Origin of the sequence: Oceanihabitans sp. 2_MG-2023 (assembly GCF_030547245.1) — a bacterium.
GTDB lineage: Bacteria > Bacteroidota > Bacteroidia > Flavobacteriales > Flavobacteriaceae > Oceanihabitans.
The window spans coordinates 38218-62308 of the sequence record NZ_JAUOQT010000011.1 but is presented as its reverse complement, the minus strand read 5'-3'; the positions used below and the strand labels follow the sequence as shown (position 1 = coordinate 62308).

The 24091-nt window shown below is 31.3% G+C and carries 25 protein-coding genes; 10 read left to right on the top strand and 15 right to left on the bottom strand.

All coding sequences use genetic code 11. The features are described from left to right. Nucleotides 1-827, top strand: an 827-nt coding sequence (locus Q4512_RS15895; RefSeq protein ID WP_303426340.1) for a T9SS type B sorting domain-containing protein, incomplete at its 5' end; no start/stop codon positions are given. A gap of 91 nt (nt 828-918) precedes the next feature. Then, a complete protein-coding gene (uvrB, locus tag Q4512_RS15890) occupies nt 919-2922 on the top strand; it encodes an excinuclease ABC subunit UvrB (protein ID WP_303426339.1) in 2004 nt (667 codons plus the stop codon). Nucleotides 2923-3005: 83 nt separating this feature from the next. Here uvrB and Q4512_RS15885 read toward each other — a convergent pair whose 3' ends face one another. Next, the gene (locus Q4512_RS15885) at nt 3006-3407 is read right to left on the bottom strand and encodes a TerB family tellurite resistance protein (protein WP_303426338.1); all 402 of its coding nucleotides are present in this window, start codon (nt 3405-3407) and stop codon (nt 3006-3008) included. Between the two features lie 217 nt (nt 3408-3624). On the opposite strand from Q4512_RS15885, the gene Q4512_RS15880 reads away from it, so the two are divergent. Further along, a complete protein-coding gene (locus Q4512_RS15880) occupies nt 3625-3897 on the top strand; it encodes a DUF1456 family protein (RefSeq protein WP_303426337.1) in 273 nt (90 codons plus the stop codon). 64 nt (nt 3898-3961) lie between these two features. On the opposite strand, the gene sucC is transcribed toward Q4512_RS15880, so the two are convergent. Next, nucleotides 3962-5155, bottom strand: a complete 1194-nt coding sequence (sucC, locus tag Q4512_RS15875) for an ADP-forming succinate--CoA ligase subunit beta (protein WP_303426336.1) — start codon at nt 5153-5155, stop codon at nt 3962-3964. Nucleotides 5156-5353: 198 nt separating this feature from the next. Between sucC and lysA the strand changes: the two genes are divergently transcribed. Then, entirely contained in the window at nt 5354-6592 is a 1239-nt protein-coding gene (lysA, locus tag Q4512_RS15870; protein ID WP_303426335.1) for a diaminopimelate decarboxylase, read from the top strand. A 133-nt stretch (nt 6593-6725) separates the two neighbouring features. Next, nucleotides 6726-7664: a sterol desaturase family protein gene (locus Q4512_RS15865; RefSeq protein WP_303426334.1), complete on the top strand. Its 939-nt coding sequence runs from the start codon at nt 6726-6728 to the stop codon at nt 7662-7664. 39 nt (nt 7665-7703) lie between these two features. Here Q4512_RS15865 and Q4512_RS15860 read toward each other — a convergent pair whose 3' ends face one another. Beyond that, a complete protein-coding gene (locus tag Q4512_RS15860; RefSeq protein WP_303426333.1) occupies nt 7704-8699 on the bottom strand; it encodes a T9SS type A sorting domain-containing protein in 996 nt (331 codons plus the stop codon). A 276-nt stretch (nt 8700-8975) separates the two neighbouring features. Here Q4512_RS15860 and Q4512_RS15855 point away from each other — a divergent pair, with 276 nt between their 5' ends. Then, nucleotides 8976-9488 (top strand): nuclear transport factor 2 family protein, encoded by a 513-nt coding sequence (locus Q4512_RS15855; protein ID WP_303426332.1) that lies wholly within the window; start codon nt 8976-8978, stop codon nt 9486-9488. A 25-nt stretch (nt 9489-9513) separates the two neighbouring features. On the opposite strand, the gene Q4512_RS15850 is transcribed toward Q4512_RS15855, so the two are convergent. The 5 genes from Q4512_RS15850 to Q4512_RS15830 form a co-directional block, all read right to left on the bottom strand. Next, a complete protein-coding gene (locus Q4512_RS15850; protein WP_303426331.1) occupies nt 9514-10917 on the bottom strand; it encodes a M20/M25/M40 family metallo-hydrolase in 1404 nt (467 codons plus the stop codon). Between the two features lie 124 nt (nt 10918-11041). Further along, nucleotides 11042-11455, bottom strand: a complete 414-nt coding sequence (locus Q4512_RS15845) for a hypothetical protein (protein WP_303426329.1) — start codon at nt 11453-11455, stop codon at nt 11042-11044. A 27-nt stretch (nt 11456-11482) separates the two neighbouring features. Then, nucleotides 11483-12301, bottom strand: a complete 819-nt coding sequence (locus tag Q4512_RS15840; protein WP_303426327.1) for an alpha/beta hydrolase — start codon at nt 12299-12301, stop codon at nt 11483-11485. Nucleotides 12302-12341: 40 nt separating this feature from the next. Then, nucleotides 12342-12707, bottom strand: a complete 366-nt coding sequence (locus Q4512_RS15835) for a DUF2200 domain-containing protein (protein ID WP_303426326.1) — start codon at nt 12705-12707, stop codon at nt 12342-12344. 11 nt (nt 12708-12718) lie between these two features. Continuing rightward, nucleotides 12719-13597, bottom strand: coding sequence for a PPK2 family polyphosphate kinase (locus Q4512_RS15830; RefSeq protein ID WP_303426325.1), 879 nt, complete (start codon nt 13595-13597; stop codon nt 12719-12721). Between the two features lie 153 nt (nt 13598-13750). Between Q4512_RS15830 and Q4512_RS15825 the strand changes: the two genes are divergently transcribed. Then, on the top strand, nt 13751-14965 hold the full coding sequence (locus Q4512_RS15825) for a hypothetical protein (protein WP_303426324.1): 1215 nt from the start codon (nt 13751-13753) through the stop codon (nt 14963-14965). 127 nt (nt 14966-15092) lie between these two features. After that, nucleotides 15093-15608: a flavodoxin family protein gene (locus tag Q4512_RS15820; protein WP_303426322.1), complete on the top strand. Its 516-nt coding sequence runs from the start codon at nt 15093-15095 to the stop codon at nt 15606-15608. 64 nt (nt 15609-15672) lie between these two features. On the opposite strand, the gene Q4512_RS15815 is transcribed toward Q4512_RS15820, so the two are convergent. The 6 genes from Q4512_RS15815 to Q4512_RS15790 all read right to left on the bottom strand — a co-directional run bounded on the left by Q4512_RS15815 (nt 15673) and on the right by Q4512_RS15790 (nt 21923). After that, nucleotides 15673-16836: a sigma-54 dependent transcriptional regulator gene (locus Q4512_RS15815; RefSeq protein ID WP_303426320.1), complete on the bottom strand. Its 1164-nt coding sequence runs from the start codon at nt 16834-16836 to the stop codon at nt 15673-15675. A 12-nt stretch (nt 16837-16848) separates the two neighbouring features. Then, the gene (locus tag Q4512_RS15810) at nt 16849-17673 is read right to left on the bottom strand and encodes a mechanosensitive ion channel family protein (RefSeq protein ID WP_303426318.1); all 825 of its coding nucleotides are present in this window, start codon (nt 17671-17673) and stop codon (nt 16849-16851) included. 1 nt (nt 17674) lies between these two features. Beyond that, nucleotides 17675-18985, bottom strand: a complete 1311-nt coding sequence (locus Q4512_RS15805; RefSeq protein WP_303426317.1) for an ABC transporter permease — start codon at nt 18983-18985, stop codon at nt 17675-17677. A gap of 4 nt (nt 18986-18989) precedes the next feature. Next, nucleotides 18990-19916 carry an ABC transporter ATP-binding protein gene (locus tag Q4512_RS15800; protein ID WP_303426316.1) on the bottom strand — a complete coding sequence of 309 codons (927 nt, stop codon included), beginning with the start codon at nt 19914-19916 and terminating at the stop codon, nt 18990-18992. Nucleotides 19917-20266: 350 nt separating this feature from the next. Then, nucleotides 20267-21391 carry a molecular chaperone DnaJ gene (dnaJ, locus tag Q4512_RS15795; protein WP_303426315.1) on the bottom strand — a complete coding sequence of 375 codons (1125 nt, stop codon included), beginning with the start codon at nt 21389-21391 and terminating at the stop codon, nt 20267-20269. A gap of 7 nt (nt 21392-21398) precedes the next feature. Next, nucleotides 21399-21923, bottom strand: coding sequence for a nucleotide exchange factor GrpE (locus Q4512_RS15790; protein WP_303426314.1), 525 nt, complete (start codon nt 21921-21923; stop codon nt 21399-21401). Nucleotides 21924-22081: 158 nt separating this feature from the next. On the opposite strand from Q4512_RS15790, the gene Q4512_RS15785 reads away from it, so the two are divergent. Both Q4512_RS15785 and Q4512_RS15780 read left to right on the top strand, forming a co-directional pair. Next, entirely contained in the window at nt 22082-22750 is a 669-nt protein-coding gene (locus tag Q4512_RS15785) for a YceI family protein (RefSeq protein ID WP_303426313.1), read from the top strand. 229 nt (nt 22751-22979) lie between these two features. Continuing rightward, nucleotides 22980-23414 (top strand): hypothetical protein, encoded by a 435-nt coding sequence (locus Q4512_RS15780; RefSeq protein WP_303426311.1) that lies wholly within the window; start codon nt 22980-22982, stop codon nt 23412-23414. Here Q4512_RS15780 and mnmD read toward each other — a convergent pair whose 3' ends face one another. After that, nucleotides 23415-24089, bottom strand: a complete 675-nt coding sequence (mnmD, locus tag Q4512_RS15775; RefSeq protein WP_303426310.1) for a tRNA (5-methylaminomethyl-2-thiouridine)(34)-methyltransferase MnmD — start codon at nt 24087-24089, stop codon at nt 23415-23417. Nucleotides 24090-24091 lie beyond the last annotated feature (2 nt).

The following is a 24091-nucleotide window of genomic DNA, read 5'->3' as shown; positions in this document are numbered from 1 at the left end:
GAACACAAATGAACATTGGGGACAATATTACAACCACACAAACTATTTATATTTACAACGAAGTGGGCACTGCTCCTGACACTTGTTCTAACGAATCTAGCTTTGATATTACGGTTACCGGAAATCCTCCTGTAGATACTTTATCCAACGAAGCAGTTTGTACAAGTTATACTTTACCAACATTAACTAATGGAAACTATTACACCGCAACCAATGGTGGTGGAACGCAATTAAACGCTGGTGATATGATCACAACATCGCAAACTCTTTATATTTATAATATAATTGGTACCGCTCCTAACACTTGTGATAACGAAACTAGTTTTGATATCACTATTTATCCTGCTACAGATTTCACACTGGATGCTTCTAATATTACAATCGTGGATGATTCCATAACAGTAAGTATGACGGATACTAGTATAAATTATTTATATACTGTAGATTCTGGTACTTCACAAATGAATCCAACATTTTCAGATCTTGCCAATGGTATACATACTTTAGTTGTTCAAGATGAAAATGGTTGTGTCGTTAAATCGATTCCTTTTACAATCGATAGTATCCAGGAAATAAATATCCCTTTATTTTTCTCACCTAATGGAGATACATTTAATGATACTTGGTTAATAACAGATACTCAAAATACCATTAAACAAATCCTAATCTTTGACAGATATGGTAAACTTCTAAAAGAGGTTTCCCCTGCTGAAAAATCTTGGGATGGAACCTACAGAGGATATAACCTAGAAAGCAATGATTATTGGTACCTAATCACATTACATACTGATGAGGAACTTAAAGGACATTTTACTTTAAAACGATAGCTTCCTAAGATTTCAATTTCCACTAGCTTTAAGTCAATTAAAGGTATTACGTTTTTAGATGCGGAATCATAGTACAGCATGACAATAACATATGAAATTTAAAATAGAATCCGAATTTAAACCAACTGGAGATCAGCCACAAGCTATTAAACAACTAGTGAATGGACTAGATACAAACGAAAAATATCAAACTTTACTTGGTGTAACAGGTTCTGGGAAGACATTTACTGTTGCTAATGTTATTGAAGAAGTACAAAGACCAACTTTAGTTCTTGCGCATAACAAAACATTAGCGGCACAGTTATACAGTGAGTTTAAACAGTTCTTCCCTGAAAATGCTGTTGAGTATTTTGTTTCGTATTATGATTATTACCAACCAGAAGCATACATACCGACTTCTGGTGTATACATAGAAAAGGATTTATCTATTAATGAAGAAATAGAGAAGATGCGATTAAGCACCACTTCTTCTCTACTTTCTGGTCGACGTGATGTTATTGTAATAGCTTCCGTTTCATGTTTATATGGTATTGGAAACCCGGTAGAGTTTCAAAAAAATGTCATCACATTAAAACGAGACCAAATCATTTCGCGAACGAAATTGTTACACCAATTAGTACAAAGTTTGTATTCGCGTACAGAAGCAGATTTCAACCATGGAAACTTCCGAATTAAAGGGGATACAGTAGATATTTTTCCAAGTTATGCAGATGATGCATTTCGAATTCACTTTTTTGGTGATGAAATCGAAGAAATTGAATCCTTCAATATTCAAACGAATCAAGTCATTGAAAAATACGATATTTTAACTATTTATCCTGCAAACATGTTTGTTACTTCACCAGATGTGTTACAAGGTGCTATAAAAAATATTCAAGACGACTTAGTAAAACAACACGATTATTTTAAAGAAATAGGGAAACATTTAGAAGCAAAAAGGTTGAAAGAACGTACCGAATTTGATTTAGAAATGATTCGTGAATTAGGCTACTGTTCTGGAATAGAAAATTATTCAAGGTACCTTGACGGAAGACAGCCAGGAACACGACCTTTCTGTTTGTTAGATTATTTCCCAGAGGATTTTTTAATGGTTGTTGATGAAAGTCACGTAACCATTTCGCAAGTACACGCTATGTATGGAGGAGATAGAAGTAGAAAAGAAAACTTAGTGGAATATGGTTTTAGGTTACCTGCTGCAATGGACAATAGACCTTTAAAATTTGAAGAATTTGAAGCGCTTCAAAACCAAGTCATTTATGTAAGTGCAACTCCTGCAGATTATGAGCTTCAAAAAACGGATGGTATTTATGTAGAACAAGTTATTCGACCTACAGGTTTATTAGATCCAATCATTGAGGTTAGACCAAGTTTAAATCAGATTGATGATTTGATTGAAGAAATTCAACAACGCGTAGAGAAAGACGAACGTACATTAGTTACAACGCTTACCAAACGTATGGCAGAAGAATTAACCAAATATTTAAGCCGAATTCAAGTTCGCGTAAATTATATTCATAGTGATGTTGATACTCTAGAACGTGTACAAATTATGCAAGATTTACGTAAAGGAATATATGATGTTTTGGTAGGTGTAAACTTATTACGTGAAGGTTTAGATTTACCAGAAGTTTCACTAGTCGCTATTTTAGATGCAGATAAAGAAGGCTTTTTACGATCGGCAAGATCACTAACACAAACGGTTGGTCGAGCGGCAAGAAACCTTAACGGAAAAGCAATTATGTATGCGGATAAAATCACTAAAAGTATGCAAAAAACTATTGATGAAACCGAATACAGACGCTCCAAACAAATTGCATATAACACCAAAAACAACTTAGTACCAAAAGCATTGAATAAAAGCTTAGATAGTGCTTTATCTAAAAACTCGGTAAGCACCTATAGTTATGAATTAGAAGCTGCAAAAGCAGCCGAACCAGAAAACGAATACTTAAGTAAAGGTGAGTTGGAGAAGAAAATTCGTGAAAAACGAAAAACTATGGAACAAGCAGCAAAAGCTTTAGACTTTTTAGTTGCTGCAAAACTACGTGATGAAATTAAAATCTATCAAAGCAAACTGGAAGCATTGAAAAATTAAAGTGAATTGAATACAATGTTATATATAAACTTCTTCAGGATTGATTTCCTTTTTACTTATACCTAACTTCTTTATTTCTAACTTTAATTATATTGTACCTTAAAAATATCAATCAGTACATCTGGTGGTACAATTTTGTTTGGGAAGCTATCCATTAAATACAATACTTTATTAATAGATTCGTGGTTTAATCCCATTCGTAATCCAAAATTATGCAATTTAATAATTTCTTGATCTGTAATTTCTCCATCAATACTCATTAATAAAACCAATCTATGAAACTGCACAATGCGTTCACTATGGGATTGTAAATGTTTATAATTTATAGGATGTGCAATAAGATAATCGAAATCTTCGCGAGATATATGCAATTGTTTTGCAACACCTAACAAAAAATTATGTTCTATACTTTTTACTTTTTTATCACACTTTGCAAACGCAATCATTTCGGACAAAAGGCTTAGTTTTTCTACCCTATTTATCATTATTATTAGGAATTAATTAATTATTATAAAGTTAGATATAATCCCTCTTTTATAATCGTTGATATATTGTATCTTGTCGAAAAAAAAAGAGTAATTCATCGATTTTATACTAGTTTCATAGAAACAAACCCTCGGAAAACTAGCAGTAACACCTTTGTTAACATGGTTTTAGACGGGTTTCAGTAATAAAACTAACAACATTTTTTAAAATTCTACTATGACAAATAATGATATATTTAAAAAACTACGTGTAGCCCACAAACTTCGTGATGACGATATTATTAAAATTCTTGCTCTAGTAGATTTTAGGATAGGAAAGAGTGAGCTTAATGCTTTTTTTAGAAAAGAAGATCACCCCAAATATATGGAGTGTGGCGATCAAATATTACGTAATTTTCTTAATGGTTTAGTAATTCATTTACGTGGGCCAATGCCAAAAAAAGGAGAAAAAAAAGCAAACAGTACAACACAAAAAAAGAGCAACAATTAGTTGCTCTTTTTTACTTTATATTTAAGTAATACCAAAATTGGCATACTAACATAGTATTTTTATTCTATTTAGCTAATACAGCTTGTACTTTATCTGCAGCTTCTTGAAACTCGGTAGCACTCATTACATCTAATCCAGAATTATCAATTAATTCTTTAGCAATGTCTGCATTTGTTCCTTGTAAACGTACTATAATTGGTACTTCTATATTACCCATGTTCTTATAAGCATCAATCACACCTTGAGCAACACGATCACAACGAACGATACCACCAAAAATGTTAATCAAAATAGCTTTTACAGCTGGATCTCTTAAAATAAGTTCGAATGCAATTTCTACTCTTGCTGCATCTGCTGTACCACCAACATCTAAAAAGTTAGCAGGCTCACCACCTGCTTGCTTAATTAAATCCATTGTTGCCATCGCTAAACCAGCACCATTTACCATACAACCAACGTTTCCATCAAGGTCTACATAGTTTAATCCATGCTCTCCAGCTTCTACTTCAATTGCATTTTCTTCACGTAAATCGCGTAATGCAGCTAAGTCTTTATGTCTAAATAAAGCATTATCGTCTAAAGATACTTTAGCATCTACTGCCATTATTTTAGAATCACTTGTTTTTAAAACAGGGTTAATTTCAAATAAAGAAGAATCTGATTCTACATATGCTTTATATAAAGCTGTTACGAATTTTGTCATTTCTTTAAAAGCTAATCCAGATAAACCTAAGTTAAAAGCTATTTTTCTAGCTTGAAAACCCATAATACCTAAAGCTGGATCTATTTCTTCATGAAAAATTAAATGAGGAGTTTCTTCAGCAACTGTTTCGATATCCATTCCACCTTCAGTAGAATACATAATCATATTTTTACCTGTTCCTCTATTTAAAAGTACAGACATATAATATTCTTCTGGTTCAGAATCACCAGGATAATACACATCTTCTGCAACTAAAACTTGGTGTACACGTTTACCTTCGGCAGAAGTTTGAGGTGTAACCAAATCCATTCCAATAATTTGTCCTGCAATTTCTTCAACTTGATCTAAGCTTTTTGCAAGCTTAACTCCTCCACCTTTACCACGACCACCAGCATGGACCTGTGCTTTAATCACGTGCCAACCAGTGCCTGTATCTTCTGTTAATTTTTTAGCAGCTGCTACTGCTTCTTGAGCATTTTGTGCAACTATTCCTCTTTGAATACGTACGCCAAAACTGCTTAATAATTCTTTTCCTTGATATTCGTGTAAATTCATCTTGTTTAAAGTAAAATTTTAGATTTACAAAAGTAAATAATCACAAGAACTTACCCTAATATTTAATTATGAAAAAAAGCAACAAACGATATAAATTCAAATTTGTTAAATAATTAACAAATTGTTTTAAATATGTAATATTATACCATTTTAATTTTAAAACACGTTGAAAAAAATATCTTTGAAAAAAATATTTAGATGAAAAACAATCAATTATTACAAATAGCCAAAGATTTTGGAAGCCCAATTTACGTATATGATGCCGAAAAAATTGGTTTTCAGTATACGCGTTTAACTTCTGCTTTTAAGAAGGTGAAACAAGTAAAGCTTAACTATGCTGTAAAAGCGTTATCTAATATTTCCATTTTAAAATTAATGAAATCTTTAGGAGCAGGTTTAGATACTGTTTCAATTCAAGAGGTAAATTTAGGTTTGAAAGCTGGATTTACTCCAGATCAAATTATCTTTACACCTAATGGTGTTTCTTTAGAAGAAATCGAAACTGCTGCAAAACTTGGCGTTCAAATTAATATTGATAACCTTTCAATTTTAGAGCAATTTGGAACAAAGCATCCAAAAACACCGGTTTGTATTCGTATAAATCCACATGTAATGGCTGGAGGAAACACGAATATATCTGTAGGACATATAGATAGTAAATTCGGAATTTCTATTCACCAAATACCACATATACTTCGTATTGTAGAAAACACTAAAATGCATATTAACGGAATTCACATGCATACCGGAAGTGATATTTTAGATATTGATGTATTTTTATATGCCAGCGAGATTTTATTTGAAACGGCTAAACACTTTAAAACTTTAGATTTTATAGATTTTGGATCTGGATTTAAAGTACCTTACAAAAAAGACGATATTGAAACCAATATTGAAGAGTTTGGAGAAAAACTTTCTAAACGTTTTAATGCTTTTTGCAAAGAATACGGTAAAGAACTAACCCTTGGTTTTGAACCTGGAAAGTTTTTAGTTAGTGAAGCTGGGCAATTTTTAGTAAAAGTAAATGTTGTTAAACAGACTACCTCAACTGTATTTGCTCAAGTAGATTCTGGCTTTAATCATTTAATAAGACCAATGCTTTATGGTTCGCAACATGAAATTGAAAATATTTCTAATCCAAAAGGAAGAGAACGTTTTTATAGTGTAGTAGGTTATATTTGTGAAACAGATACTTTTGCAAATAATAGAAGAATTAGTGAGATTAATGAAGGAGATATCTTAGCTTTTAAAAATGCTGGAGCATATTGTTATTCTATGGCTAGCAATTACAATTCTCGTTATCGTCCAGCAGAAGTACTTTGGATGGATAACAAAGCGCATTTAATACGTAAAAGAGAAACCTTTGATGATATACTAAACAATCAAATTGAAATTGAAATTACGAGTAGTAAAACTGAAAATGTACTAGCAAAATAAAACACTTTCAAAATAAAAATAAATCCACTAGAAGACATCATATGCTTTAAGTGGATTTATTTTTTAAAGAAAAACCATTTAATCAAGGTTTTCGTACAAAATCAAGGTATTTTTGAAACTAAAATAAATTTTAATGAATTTCACAAACCCTTTAGTTTACGGTGTACCATGTTTTTTAGGACTCATTTTATTAGAGCTTAGTTATAGCAAACATCATAAAGAAGCTAGAAGTCAAAAATTATACGCTTGGAAAGATTTAGCCGCAAGTGTAACTATGGGTGTTGGCTCTGCGATTATTGCTCCACTAACAAAAACAATTGCCGCTATTGTACTATTTAACTATGTTTACCACCTTTTTAACCCTATAGTAGATGGTGTACCTACTAATATTATGGGCTACGAATCATTTGGATATGCCTGGTACGTTTGGCTTATTTGCCAACTTTGTGATGATTTTAGTTACTATTGGTTTCATCGACAAAACCATAATATACGCTTTCTTTGGGCTGCACATATTGTACATCATTCTTCTAATAATTTTAATTTAGGCACAGCAGTGAGAAACGGATGGTTTACTCTTTTTTACAAACCGTTATTTTATATGTGGATGCCAGCAATTGGCTTTCCACCTGAAATGGTAGTCGTTTGCTTAGGTATTGAATCGCTTTGGCAATTTCAATTACATACGGTTTACGTTCCTAAACTAGGTATTATTGAAAAAGTATTTAATACACATACTATGCACCAAGTACACCATGCACAAAACATAGAATATATGGATAAAAATCATGGTGGATTTTTAAATATTTTTGACAAAATTTTTGGTACTTGGAAAGCCTTAGATGAAAATATTGAAATTAAATATGGTGTTACTCACGCACCAAATTCGTATAATCCGTTAATTATTTTAACGCATGAATACAAAGATATTTGGAACGATATGAAGAAATCGAAAAACTGGTATCATAAATTCATGTATGCTTTTGCTGCTCCTGGTTGGAGTCATGATGGTAGTACACTTACCATAAAACAAATAAGAAAACAACTAGAAACACAAAACCTGAAAAATTAACTTTTCAGGTTTTGTGTTTCTAGTATAAAAACTAAAATATTACTTTTTAATAAACTTTTTTGTAAGTGTTCCTTTATTGGTATACACCTGAACAATATACATCCCTGCTTGTAAAGTACTAACATCTATTACTGATGTAATATTAGATGAACTTAAAACTTGCCTACCATTAATATCAAAAACACTAACTGATTTGATTGCTGTTGGTGATTTTAAATTAATGTTTAAAACAGATTGTACTGGATTAGGAGTTACAGAAAATTCTGTAATAACATTTTCATTAACATTCAATAAGTATGCAGCTAAACTTTCAGCTATAGTATCTGTTTCATTAACACCTAAAAACCCACTTATTATATTTAATTCTGTTACTCTAAACACAAGGTCCCCACTAGTATTATCATAATAATTATGTGTAGTTTGTGTGGCTGTACCGATATTATTAAAAATTGGTGGAATACTCAAACTAACTGTTTGTACTGTTTTCAATTGAGTAACAGTTCCTGTAAAAGCCCCTATTGCATCAACATCCATGTTTAATGTACCATGGGCTTCTACTGTTTTCTCAATATTCCCTGCAAATGTACCACTAGTACCTTGATAAGTAAAAGTTCCAGCGACTGGATCGGAATTATTATATCCGAAGCTTAAAGGAAAGGTACCAATAAGTGCATTATCATTACTATAATTTAACTCTATATCTGGTGTTGTTGCTCCTGTTAAAGATATTTCTGTTCCGTTTTCTTTTAACAGAATATTGTTTACAGTTGTTCCTGCAGTATTTTTATAAACATTAGTAGTGCCTGGAAAATTTGTAATTTGTGTAGCTGTTGGTGCGTCATACGTATCTACAGAGTTTTCTGTTGTTGTTAAACCAGTAAAACTCCACGAAGTACCTGCTCCTGTAGGCGATTGATCTATAGTACCATTCACTATAGCATAGGTAGCCCCATCTGTACTGTTAAATGTAGTAATAGTTTGTGCAAAAGTAAAGCTTGTAATTATACAGGCTAAATAAAGTAATTTTTTTTTCATTTTTAAAAGGTTGATTAATAGTGCTATAAAAATACTAAAATGAAACAAACCATCTAATATTTAATTAAAAAATAATAATTATTTAATGTTTAATCAAATAAATGAATACATGCTAACCAATTGTTAATTCACTAAAAATCAACAATTAATATTTTTATTTTGTATCTTTATAAGCATCATATTACTAATTTAAATTAGCATTGCCTCATTTTTACAGTTATTGAAAATCTTCCTATTTATTTATGAAAACGGTTTATTCATTTAAATTTTAGTTTCATGAAAAAAATTATCACATTAGGATTGTTATTATTTGTACTAGTTTCCTGTACCAAAAAAAATCGCTACACGCAAAAATCTCCAGAAATTGACATTGTTAAAGCTGTTATTAATAATTATGACTATCAAAAATGGGATAGTTTAACTATGCAGTATGCAGATACTGCAAAAGTGTATTACAACACTAGAAACAAGTATTTTACAGCTACAAGTTTGCCCGAGTATCATAAAAAAAATGATTCTAGTTTTTTAACAAGAGCATTTGAAGAAAATAGAAGAGAATTTGAAATGGTAACGGATGACAATGGAAAAAAATGGGTGAACTTTTGGGGTATATGGGAAGGCAATCTATTAGAAAACAATAAAAAAATTGAAATGCCTGTACATATTACCTATCAATTTATTAATAAGAAAATAGTGCTTGAATATGGCTATTGGGATGCTAGCGAATTAGTTTTAGCACTACAGCAACTTGAAGACATGAAAAAAACAGACACTATTTTTATTCGTTAAAAAAATAGCACCTGCTTTATAGATATTAATTTTTAACCCCACTTTGTTTTGGCAAAGGGTTCGTGCCATACTTATCAAACAAATACACTAAAGCAGTCATAGTTGCTGCACCAAGTTCTAATTCGCGTTTATTAACCGCATCAAAAGTATCGTTAGCTGCATGATGATGATCGAAATAACGTTGAGAGTCTGGGCGTAATCCTGCTAAAACATTACTATCATTTTTTAATGGTCCAACATCTGCTCCACTTCCCCCTTTTTCAAAATAATGAATTAAATATGGTTCAAATAAAGGTTTCCAGCTTAATACTTGGTTAAAATTAGCATCACTACAATCAAAACTAAAACCTCTTGGTGTAAAACCGCCAGCATCACTCTCTAAGGCAAAAACGTGATTCTCGTTTTTACGTTTTGCTTCTTCTGCATATTTATTTCCTCCTCGTAATCCGTTTTCTTCGTTCATAAATAAAACGACACGAATACTTCTTTTTGGTTTAATTCCAGAAGCTTTTAAAAGTCTTAAAACATCCATAGACTGTACAACTCCTGCCCCATCATCATGCGAACCATCTCCTAAATCCCAAGAATCTAAATGACCACCTACCACAAAATATTCGTTAGGAAATTCGCTCCCTGTAATCTCGCCAATTACGTTATGAGACAGTACATCTTTATATTGTGAGCAACTTTGTTTAAAATAAAACTCTAAGTTTTCATCTAATTTTAATGAAGTACTTAATAACTCTGCATCATTAGTACTTATTGCTGCTGCTGGTATTCGTTTTTCTATAGGTAGATTATCATAGGTCATACTTCCTGTGTGTGGTAAATCGTCCAAACGAAGATTCATAGAACGAACAATCACACCAACAGCTCCATACTTTGCAGCCTCTACAGCTCCACTATAACGCTGATTTACACAGCCACCATAAGCGTTAAAAGTACTTATTAAATCTTCTTGCATTGGCCTATTAAAAAAAACGATTTTACCTTTAATTTGTTCTTCTCCTAATTTTTCTAATGCTTTAAAATCGTGCACTTCTATAACCTTTGCTTTTAATCCTAAAGGATTTGTTGCTACAGAGCCACCAAGCGCACAAATATTAACATTTGTAGTTTGTTTTTTTGAAGACTCCATAAATGCATATTCTTTTGCTCCACGAACCCATTTTGGCACCATAACTTCTTGTAACCAAACCTTATCTAATCCAAGTTTTTCTAGTTCCTCTTTTCCCCATTGTACAGCAAATTCTGCTTGAATAGATCCAGATAAACGCCCTCCAATTTGATTGGATAAATAATCTAACCACTCATAGCTTTTACCATTAGTTAATGATTGCGAGTATATTTTTTTAAGAATTTCTTGGTCTGTTTGAGAATAGCTTGTAATTGAACTTAAAGCTAAAAGTAAAAGAAGGAATTTTTTCATATTATTATTTTGAATGTCGATTCCTACTTTTACAGGAATGTCAAATTGAAGTTTAAAGATACTGCTTCTAGAAATTAAGATTCTTAATTAAAGTATAAAACACTTCTACTTTTATTATTTATTTTTAATAGTTGGTTCTATTCGTAATATCTTCATCAAACTTTTCTTTTAATAATTTTATTTTAGAAAGATCTAATTTCCCGTTTAAATCAAATACTTTGTTGTTGTATAAAAACTTCACATGATTTTTTAAAAAACTATAACCTGAAATTTCAACAATTATATTTTCCTTAATAAATTTGTAAATAGTATAGTCTTGTTTTCCTTGTTTTGCTCCAAACTCTATTCTTATAAAAATCAGCTCTTCTCCAGTTTCCTTATCCATTAGAGTCACCCATTCTGCGGGTCCTTTTTCACAATTAAATACATGTACATCTTCAATTAAAGCTTTACCTTTTTTAAGCTTTACTTTTTGGGCATGTACTATCGATGTCGTTGCTAATAGTAAGAATACTATGATTTTTAATTTGTTTTTCATTTGTTTTTTTTATTATATAATATTAGATTAGTTGTTTTCACTCATTATCCAAGTCAGAGCTTGTTCTTTTTTAGCTCTAAAAATGGTGCTATGCTTTTCATTAGGTGCATCTTCATATTTCCAAATTAACGCACTAGTCGAATTACTTTTTAAGGTTTTTGCAAGATTATTGGTATGTATGGAAATGTCTTCTACTCCCGAGCCAGCAAACCACAGTTTCTTTGTTTTATTTGGAAAAGCTTTTAGGTATGTGGAAGCATTTTGTTCTAGATAGTGATTATTCCACCAAAGCGAAGGATCCATTGCAATATAGAAATCAAATGCATTTGGTTGTACAAGGAAGGTTTCCATAACAAAAAGACCTGCTAAAGATTCACCAATAATACCTTTTTGTGAACTTGTTCTGTATTTTGTATTTATCTGAAGCATTAATTCTTCGGTTATAAATGCTCTAAAGTTTTTTGCACCATCGGTTAACGGACAATATTCAGCATCCGCTTCCACTTCCGAAAAACCTGTTAAGTCTCTTCCTCTTTCTGTATTTTCAATACCCACAAGAATTACTGGTGGAATATTTTTGCTTTCAACTAGTTTGGCTATGGAATTCGCTATATGTGGAAAATCTTCTTTTATTCCGCCATCAGGCATATATAACACAGGAAAAGCATCCGTACTATTTTTATAATTTGGTGGAAGCCACACATTAATGACGCGTGTTTCGTTTACAAAACTAGAGAGTATAGTGAAACTATCGTGATTAGGAATAATATCCTGAACCCTAGCTGTATTAACACAACCAAAGGTTAAGAGTGCTATAACCGATAAATAATAAATAGATTTCTTCATTTTGTTGTTGGGATTAATATTGAACTAAAAAAAATAAAAATTATGCTACTCGCAATATCTTATCCATTTTTCGCCCTCTTGCTAATTCCTCTACCAATTTATCTAAATAGCGTACTTCTTTGGTTAGCAGATTTTCAATATCTTCTATTCTGTAACCACAAATCACACCTTTAATTAATGGTGTATTTGGGTTTAAGGATGCGTTTTTAAAGAACATTTCAAAAGTTACTTTTTCAGTTATTAATGCTTCTAACTTTTGTTCATTACAACCCGTTAGCCATTGAATTACTTGATGTAATTCTCCTTTGGTTCTTCCTTTTTTTTCTACTTTGGTAATGTAATGCGGATATACAGAAGCAAAGGTCATTTTTGCAATGCGCGTATCGTGATTACTTGTATCTTTCATTTTCTAAAGTATTACTCTTTACTAAGTTGTTCTTTATATAAAGCAATATTTGCCTTCACATCATCATCCAATTCTGGCTCTTTAATATCGGTATACTCCTTTAATGTGTCGTACATTATTTTAGCCACTATAAGTCTTGCTGTTGGTTTATCGTCTGCAGGAATATTAAACCAAGGCGCATGAGGTTTAGATGTTCTGTTGATTGCATCTTCATAGCATTCCTGATATTTATCCCATAATTTACGTTCTTTTAAATCACCTGGAGAAAATTTCCAGTTTTTAGATTTCTTATCCAAACGACGAAGTAATCTATCTTTCTGCTCGCCTTTAGATAGATTTAAAAAGAATTTAAAAATAACCGTACCAGTTTCTGCAATGTGCTTTTCAAAATTATTAATTTGCTCAAAACGGGCATCCCAGAAAGCGTCATTTACATCATCTACCGAATTTACGTGTGGTAAATTTTCGCCCATAATATAACCAGGATGCACTCTCGTAACTAATACGTTTTCATAATGCGTTCTATTAAATACGCCAAATTTACCACGAGCAGGAAGTGCTATATAATGTCTCCAGATAAAATCGTGTTTTAACTCTAATTCTGTTGGCACTTTAAAACTATGTACTACAACTCCTCTAGCATTAAAGTCTTTAAATACTTCACGAATCAAACTATCTTTCCCTGCCGTATCCATACCTTGTAAGCAAACCAAAACGGCGTATTTACCATGCGCATAAAGGGTATCCTGTAATTCGCCAAGTTTTCGTCTTACCTTTTTTAATTCGTCTTTTACATCGTCTTCATCTACTTCTAAATTATAAGTTGTTGTAAGTTTCGAAATTTCTATTTGTGATTGTATTTTAAAGTCGTTTATTTTAATTGCTTTCAATTTTATGGGCTCTTTATAAATTATGTTTAAAGATATTAATATTTTTTATTAATAGAAATTCTAAAACGAAATAGCCGCATATAATATGTTTACCCTTTAATTGGTATGGTTATTATTAATGTTGTAGTTTTATCCATACGCTAATTAATCTTTATGAAAACACTTTACTTGAGTTTATCTCTAGTTATTCTATTTCCGCTTATTACTTTTTCGCAACAAACTGATAGGATAGAAACTACTATTAAAAACGGAATTACAAAACCCAGTATTTTATCTTCACATCCATTTGGTATCTTTTTTTCTAGGCTTCAAGGTAATTTTAAAATGCATGCCACCAAAAATAACATGGTTAATATTAGCTTAGAAAGCGCCAATGTTTGGGGAGCTCCTGTAACCACCTATATACCAAATGATGAAGCGACAAGAAATGAAGCCAGAAAATACGATTGGGATTTGGCACAATATCATTTTGATGTAGAAGACTTAGACGCAGAAACTTTTCAATTGCAAATAGATGGTGTTATTAAAAGTATAAAGGCCAATATTGCTTTTAATTTAAGTAACAATAAAGAATTAGTAGTTGCTTTACGCGTTGCCATGTTAACGAATGGAGAATATCCGCTTTCTTTTTTTACAAGTGATAAGTTTATTGAAGATTTTCACAGCAAAATTGCAGGTGGAGAAGATCCTTTTGACAGAAAGGCTTTTAAATTAAATGAAGCAGGAATTAAATATACTGACAGGAATGGCAACACTGCAGAATTAGAAAAAAATGATGTTTTTTTGAGCGGAATAGAAACTACATACTATTATTATCCGGAATGGCTAATAAATAAAAATAAAAGTTTTTTTATGAATCTTGGTGCGCACCTTGGAACAAACCTGTCTAAATATAATACTTCTTTTGACTTAGGTGGATCTATAAATGCAGTTAAAAAAATTGCTTTTAAAAATAAAAACTATGCACATATAGGTGCCAGTTTTGGTACGTTAAGAAAAAATGCAATCGACTTAAAAAAAGAGAATGTGCAATTTGGCACCAATAAATACATCGCATTTTTAGAGAGTGCTTTAGAATATAACTTTGTATCCAAAAAAGGAACAACGCATGCTATTGGTTTAGACTTTTATATTCAAACTAGTTTAAATAAAAAAGAAGAACTAGACTATATTATTCCTGTTCGCCATCCAGATGCAGAGCAAGCATGGGGAATTGGCACTACCAACTTGTATAAAAACAATAATTATTGGACTTTGTTATATTCCTTTACCAAAAAGATTACAACCACTATTTATTTACAACAAGATCTTACTGTAAATAATAGTCCAGATATACAAACTGGAATTAGTGTTAGTTTTAAAATATAAAAGTCACACTTTTTGAATTATTCGAAAGCACATCAATATTTTCTGTTATACCATTAATTGTTTCTATTAGAAATTAAAGTTTTAGTTAGAAGAATATTATTATTTAGCTAAACAAATTAATTTATTCATGAATAAAACGGTAATACTTCAAGGAAGCTCTAGAAGCTTTGGCGATACACAAAAAATAGTGAATAGTTTCGCATTAAAATCAAACTTTGATATTATTGATTTAAATACAAAAAACATTGGTCATTATGATTATGAGTATAAAAATGCTGCTGATGATTTTATGCCTTTGATAACTGATGTTATTACAAACTATTCTACTATAATTTTTGCAACTCCAGTATATTGGTACACTATGAGTGGAATTATGAAAGCTTTTTTTGATCGCATTTCAGATGTTATTAGAACAGAAAAAGATTTAGGAAGACAACTACGAGGAAAAAAAATGGCCATGATAAGCACAAGTAATGGCAATGATTTAGTTAAAGGTTTTAATATGCCTTTTGTAGAATCTGCTAAATATTTAGGCATGCAATATTTAGGAGATATACATACTTGGGTGGAGCAAGAAAAAATCCCGGAAGAAGTAAATAATATCTTAGACACCTTTTTGGCAACATTAAAAAAGACTATCTAAAAAGCTGTATTTTATGCTTTTTAGATAGTCTTGAATTCTTAAAAAAATTGTTTAAGAAGAAATATTACTTACTAGCAAACAGTTTTACATCTTTTTCGCTTACTTCCTTTTCGCCAAGAATAATTAAACGTTCTACAACATTACGTAGTTCTCTAATGTTACCAGTCCAATCATACTCTTGTAATAATTTTATAGCTTTAGCTGAAAAGCTTTTTTGAGCAGTACCTTGCTCGTCTGCAATTTTCTTAGAAAAATATTCTATTAACAATGGAATATCATCACGTCTATCATTTAGTGCTGGAACTTTAATAAGAATTACAGCTAGTCTATGGTATAAATCTTCTCTAAAGTTTCCTTCTTCAATTTCCTTTTTAAGGTTTTTATTGGTTGCTGCTACTACTCTAACATTTACTTTAATGTCCTTGTCACTACCAACACGTTGTATTCTACTTTCCTGTAATGCACGAAGTACTTTTGCTTGCGCAGAAAGACTCATATCTCCAATTTCGTCTAAAAAAATGGTACCTCCATTAGCTGCTTCAAATTTACCAGCCCTATCTTTATTTGCGCTTGTAAAAGCACCTTTAACGTGGCCAAAAAGTTCACTTTCTATTAGTTCACTTGGTATTGCAGCACAATTCACTTCTATCATTGCCCCTTTAGAGCGATCACTTTTTTGGTGTAACCAATGTGCTACTAATTCTTTTCCTGTTCCGTTAGGCCCAGTAATTAAAACACGAGCATCGGTTTGTGCTACTTTTTCTATTATTTCTTTGATATGAGAAATAGCGTCGCTTTTACCAATCATTTCGTAGTTCTTGCTTACTTTCTTTTTCAGTCTTTTGTTTTCTACAACAAGCTCTTTTCTATCTAAAGCAATACGAACGGTATTTAATAAACGATTTAAATCTGGCGGTTTAGATATATAATCAAAAGCACCAAGACGCATTGTATTAACTGCTGTATCTAGATCGCCATGTCCAGAAATCATTACCATTGGTGTTTCTGGCTTTATTTTTTTAACGGCTTCTAAAACCTCAACACCATCCATTTTTGGCATCTTAATATCACAAAGTACCAAATCGTAGTCTTCTTTTTTTATTTTTTCAATTCCAACTAAACCATCTTCAGCTTCTTCCACGGCATAGGTGTCGTTTTCTTCGGAAAGTATTTTAACTAATACTCTTCGTATTGCTGCTTCATCTTCAATTACTAATATTTTCGGCATCTTATATTTTTTTTATTTCTGAATAATATGAATATCTCTTTGTGGAAAAGGTATAGAAATATTGTTTTCTCTAAACAATTTATCTATTTCAAAACGTATTTCACTTTTTGGAATAGATGCTTGAAAACTATCATTTAAAGTAAATACTAATTTAAAATCTAGAGAACTATCCCCAAAATTAGTAAATAATACGGTAGGAGCAGGAAATTTTAAAACAGACTTATTATCGTTGGCTGCTTGCAAAAGTATTTTTTTTACTAATTGCACATCACTTCCATAAGCTACACCTACTTCTACACTCTCTCTTGTTGTTGTTCCATTTTGCGTCCAATTGTATAAACTATTAGTTAGATATAAATGGTTTGGAATTACTAGTACTTTATTATCTATGGTTACTGCTCTTGTTGTTCGTAGTTTAATTTCTTCTACACGACCTACTTTTCCATCTAATTCAATTATATCTCCAACATGCACGGATTGATCAATTAAAATAAACACACCAGAAATAATATCCTGAAAAAGTGTTTGTAATGCTAAACCAATACCTATTAATAATGCTGCTGAAGCTGCAAAAATACCGGTTACGTTTACACCAACAGTATGTAAGGTAATTAAAACTATAATCACATAGCTAAACCAAGTTGCATAAGAAAAAACAGCTCTAAACTTCAGTTTATCATCGCTTGGTAGTTTGCGACTTATTAACCTTCTAAGAAGTCTTAAAAAAACAGTAGCAAATACTAAAACTAAAAGTAAAACCAAGATGTTTTGCACACTAATTTCTACATCTTTAGATATATTAATTGATTTATTTAATATGGTTTTTATTTCTTTCATTTTAATACTTAATCCATTTTATAATCTCTTTATAACTTGGCTTTTTACCATACATTAAAATACCTACCCTATATATTTTGGCTGCAAACCAAACGGTTAACATGAAGGTAGCAACTAATATAAAAAAAGAAAGTACTTGTTGCCAAACAGGCACGCCAAAAGGAATACGCATTAGCATTACCACCGGAGAGGTAAATGGTATAAAAGAAAAGATGGTAGAAACCGTACCATGAGGATCTTCTATTACTGTAAATATACCTATATATACGGCTAAAACTAATGGCATGATAATAGGAAACATAAATTGTTGTGTATCCGTTTCATTATCTACTGCAGCACCAATTGCGGCATATAGCGAGCTATATAATAAATACCCGGCTACAAAAAATAGGATAAATGCAATAATAAGATTGGCTATTGGTAAATTCCAAAACGCAGACATTGCATTTTGCATTTCTACAGCTACTTCTGGGTTTTCCATTGCCTGTTGCATCATGTCATTCTGCGGTGTTTGCTGCATTAAGTCTATACCCAAAATAGCAGAAACTACTGTCATTAAAACACTTCCAATAATAATCCAGATAACAAATTGTGTTATTCCTGCTAAAGAAGTGCCAATAATTTTACCAAGCATTAATTGTATTGGTTTTACTGAAGAAATAATAACTTCTATAATTCTACTTGTCTTTTCTTCAATAATACTTCGCATAATCATATTCCCATAAATAATAATAAACATGAATAATAGATACCCAGCAGCCAAACCAAAACCTAATTTAAAATAGCTATCTATTTTAGATGTCTTTTCTCCAATAAAACTTTCTTGTTCAATATTTACATGGATCTTAGATGCAGTTAACTTTTCTAAATCGATACCTTGCTCTTGTAATTTAAGATCTCTTAATCTATTTTCTAATTTACTTTCTAAACCAGAGATAACAGATAATGAAGGAGATTCTTTAGAATAAAATTTAATATGTTTTACCAATGCAGTAACGCTATCTTGTTTTGGTATGTACAACAAACCATAGGTTTCTGCTGCTTCAACAATAGTTTTTGCATCGTCTAAAGATACATTGTTAAGCATATTATACTTTGTATATTCTTGATTTTGAAAAATATCAGTTACCAATTCAGATTCATCTAAAACAGAAATAGTACGTATTTTATTATTATTTAATTGCGATAAATAAGCTACAACTGCAATAAGTGCTATCATAATAATAGGACTTAAAATAGTCATGATAATAAACGATTTGTTTTTAACTTTTGTTAAATATTCGCGTTTTATTATAAGTGGTAAATGGTTCATAAAATTAGTTATTCTTAACTGCTTGAATAAAAATATCGTTTGCACTAGGGATTAGTTCTACAAAATGAGAAACTTGACCTATACTTGTTAAATAGCTCAATAAATCATTAGCCGATTCGTTTTCGGCAAGCTTTATATTTAGTTTTAATTCGTCATTTAAAGATCTAAAATCTGTAAGCGAAGCATTAAATTTTTTCGAGATAGTTTCGGCAAGTGTTATTTTATCGGGAGCATTTATACCTACTTCATAGGTGTTGGTTTTATATTGTCTTTTTATATCTGTTAATTTACCATCTAATATTTTATTAGATTGATGAATTAATGCAATATGGTCACACAGTTCTTCCACAGATTCCATTCTATGTGTAGAAAATATTACCGTTGCTCCATTCTCTTTAAGGCGTAAAATTTCGTCTTTAATTAGATTGGCATTAATTGGATCGAAACCAGAAAAAGGCTCATCAAAAATCAACAATTTTGGTTCATGCAAGACAGTGACAACAAACTGTATTTTTTGAGCCATTCCTTTAGAAAGCTCTTGAATTTTCTTGTTCCACCAGTCTCCAATTTCTAAACGTTCGAACCAATATTTTAATCGTATTTTGGCTTCTGCTTTACTTAATCCTTTTAATTGTGCTAAATACAATGCTTGTTCGCCAACTTTCATAGACTTGTACAAGCCACGTTCTTCAGGCAAATAACCAATATTTTGCACATGATGGGATTGTAGAGGTTCGCCATCTAAAATAACATGTCCAGAATCTGGCATTGTAATTTGGTTTATTACACGTATTAAGGTTGTTTTTCCTGCTCCGTTTGGACCTAACAAACCAAAAACACTTCCTTTAGGAACAGAAATAGAAACGTTATTTAACGCTGTAAAATCTCCAAAATTTTTAGAAACTGCGTGTGCTTCTAAGAGGTTTTTCATATTTAATATTTAGTAACTTTTTATTAATATCTAAGGCTTGTAAAGATAGAAAATGTTACAAGAGAAATAGCATGCATTTGTTTTAAATTAAAGATATACAAAAGAGTTTAAACTATTTACATCCTTGTTTTCATTATTTAAAGAAATAAGAAGTGCTAAAAAACAAAACCCACCCTTTTACTTAAAGTGAAAGGATGGGAAAAAATTGCTATGAAAAAGAAAAATTATCGCTAAAATTAACTAGCGATAATTCAAATATACTATTTTTTGCTAAATAAATGTTAATTGAAACAGATTTGTTAAAAAAATCCACTTAAAAAAGTGGATTCTTGATTTTTAGCTGTGTTTTATTAAGAAAACATATCTTTAACTTTTTCGAAAAAAGATTTATCTGAGCTTTCAGGTTTTGGTGAGAAATGCTCATCTTCTCGCATCGATTCAAAAAATTCTTTTTGTTGTTTGTTTAACGTTTTTGGTGTCCAAACATTTACATGCACTAATAAATCTCCTTTACCATAACCATTAATACTTGGTATACCTTTTCCGCGTAAGCGTAAAATTTTACCAGATTGTACACCTGCTTCTACTTTAATTCGCACTTTACCTGTAACCGTGTCTATTTCTTTTGAGGTACCAAGAACAGCGTCTGGAAGACTTACATACATATCGTAATGTAAATTATCGCCTTCGCGTTGTAGTGTTTCATGATCTTGCTCTTCTATAGCAACTAGCATATCTCCAGAAATTCCATTTCCTGGTGCTTCGTTTCCTTTTCCAGATACTTTTAATTGCATTCCATCTACAACACCTGCAGGAATTTTAATAGAAACCGTTTCCTCTTTTATAATTAAACCATGCGCATCTGCTTCTGCTGGTTTTTTATCGATTGTTTGTCCAGCTCCACCGCAAGTTGTACAGGTGGCAGCCGTTTGCATTCTTCCTAAAATAGTATTAGTAACTCTAGTTACTTGACCAGAACCATTACAGGTTGAACAGGTTCTGTACGTTGTACCTGGAGCTTGAACCTTACGTTTTACTTTAATTTTCTTTTCAACTCCATTGGCAATTTCTTCTAGAGTAAGTTTAACACGAATTCTAAGGTTACTACCTTTAACTCTACGTTGACCACCTCCGCCAAAGCCACCAGAGAAACCGCCACCTCCGCCAAAGCCACCGAAGATATCACCAAACTGGCTAAATATGTCATCCATATTCATACCACCTCCGCCACCTCCAAAACCACCGGAGCCATCGAATGCTTGATGTCCAAATTGGTCATAACGTGCTTTTTTATCTGCGTTACTTAAAATTTCATAAGCTTCTGCTGCTTCTTTAAACTTTCCTTCTGCATCTTTATCATCTGGATTTTTGTCTGGATGAAATTTTAAAGCCATTTTTCTGTAGGCTTTTTTAATTTCTGCAGCTGTTGCGCTTTTACTTACTCCTAATATTTCGTAATAATCTCTCTTTGCCATTCTTGTATTATTGTCCGATTACAACTTTTGGAAAACGGATTACTTTATCTCCTAATTTATATCCTTTTTCAACTACATCAATCACTTTTCCTTTTAAATCTTCTGAAGGTGCAGGAATTTGTGTAATTGCTTCATGGTCGTCTGCATTAAAAACATCTCCTTTTATTACTTCTATTGCTGCTAGACCTTTTTGTTCTAGTGTAGATAGTAATTTCTGATAAATTAAATGTACTCCTTTACGTAACTCTTCTGCTTCTTTGTCGTCTTCAATATGACTTAAAGCACGTTCAAAATCATCTAAAACAGGTAAAAGTGACACCATTACATCTTGACTTGCCGTTTTAAACAATTCGATTCGTTCTTTAGATGTACGTTTTTTATAATTTTCGAACTCCGCAAAAAGACGTAAAAATTTATCTTTTTCTTGTTTTAATTCTATTTGTAGTTGCTCTTCAACAGTTAACTCTTGCGTTTCTTCTGTTGATTGCTCTACTTGCTCGTCTATAACTTCTTCTTTATTTTTCTTGCTCATTTTTGTACCTAGTTTTTATAAATACTTTTAACAGATGGCAAAAGTACTGCCATTATTATTAAAATGTCAAAATGTCATTGACTTTTTTTATCCTTTTTGTTATTTAACTAAATTAACAATTTGTATTTTTGAACTTTAACACTAAAAAAACTATAATTATGAAAAAACAAGTATTAAATATTTTTACTGTTATTGCTTTATGTACTGCAGTTATTGGTTGTAAAAAAGCAAAAGAAGCTAGTACAAGTGAAGCAGAAGCTGCTGCTGTTAGTGAAAGTACTACTGCAAAATATGTAGCAAATGTCTCTGAGTCTACTATTGAATGGAAAGGTTTTAAACCTACAGGTACACATAATGGAACTGTGAATGTTGAAAGTGGTGTATTTCATGTCGATAATGGCGTTTTACAAAGCGGTACTTTTTTAATTAACATGAAGTCCATAAACTCTACAGATGTTGAAGGAGATCAAAAAAAGAATCTTGATGCACATTTAATGGGGACTGTAGAGGGAAAAGAAGGTGACTTTTTTGATGTAAACAAATTCCCTACTGGAGCATTTGAAATTACTGGTACGCAAGCTGCTGAAGCAGGAAAAACAATGCTTTCTGGTAACTTAGCATTAAAAGGAAACAAACACAATGTTACATTTCCTGTTACTATTACAAGTGAAGGTGATATAATGACTATTTCTAGTGATGCTTTTACTATTGATAGAACAAAATGGGGAATTAACTATGGTTCTAAATCTGTTTTTGACAATCTTGGAGACAAGTTTATTAATGACGAAATGGAATTAAAAATCACTATTAAGGCTAAAAAAGCTTAGATAAAACATCTATTTAATAAAATAAAGCCATACTTAAAAGTATGGCTTTATTTTTGCGTTAAATCATATAAAATAGTAATTATCAGTAATTTAGATTTAAAAAATCGATTAAATTAGTAGTTTATCGAATAATTAAAACTTATTAATGCATTATTTTACATTTAACAAATAGAAGGTATATTTTCACAATCTATTATTTTGAGAAAGCCTTAAATCTTAAAAAAGAACAATGAAATTTATTTTTACATTTTTAGTTGCACTTACTTGTGTAGCTTCGAGTTTTAGCCAAGAATCGACGCCATTAAGTTTTGAAAATTTTGAAACCGACTTTTTCACATACAATCCGGTACAGAAAAAGCATGTAACAAATGATCACTTTAGTTTTGCTGAATATGTAATTACAGAAACCAAAAAGTCTTTAAATAGTAATGTAGAAAACTATAGTGTTATTCACTATTGGAATATATTAACTGCCTTAGACATGCTTAAAGAAGATAAGGCTACATTAATTTTAGCTTTTCAAAAATTGGTAGAATTAGAAGGAAGCTGTAAGTATATAGTTAATTATAAAAATAAAATTTCTTTTTACAAAACAATAACCGCAATGTATGATCACTACTATTCGCAATGCAAAAAAAGCAACAGTTTAGTTGGCACCCATTAATTATAATTTAGTTGCTCTTAACATATGTCTTTTTCCAGGAGGGCCTGCCAAACGCTCCAAAGTAAAACCTACACTTCTTAACGCTCTTTTAACGCTTCCTTTTGCTGCATAGGTAACTAATACGCCATTGCTTTTAAGTGCATCAAACATGCTTTTAAAAATTTCTTCTGTCCATAATTCCGGCTGTACTTCTGCGCCAAAAGCATCAAAATAAATAAGATTAAAAACCTCATTTTCATTTATTTCTGAAAAATCTTTTTTAGCTTTTGTTAGTTTAAAATTAGTAGTTATCTGTTCTTGTACTTCCCAAATAATTTCATGTAATTTTTTGAATAGATGCTCTTTATTTGACGCTTTTAATTCTTCAGCGTAATTAAGTTGTATAAATTCTTCTGTAGTAACAGGAAAAGCCTCTACTCCTATATAGGCTATATTAAGGTTCCATTTTTCGGCCTCCAGTAAAGTCATAAAAGCATTTAAACCTGTACCAAAACCAATTTCAAGAAGGGCTATATTTTCCGAATTATTTTTAGCAACAAAATGGTGCAATCCGTTTTTAATATAAACATGCTGTGCTTCTTGTATGGCTCCATGTTTGGAATGATATTGTTCATTCCATTCAGGAATATGAATACTTGTAGAGCCGTCTTCTGTAATTATTATTTTACGTTTCAATA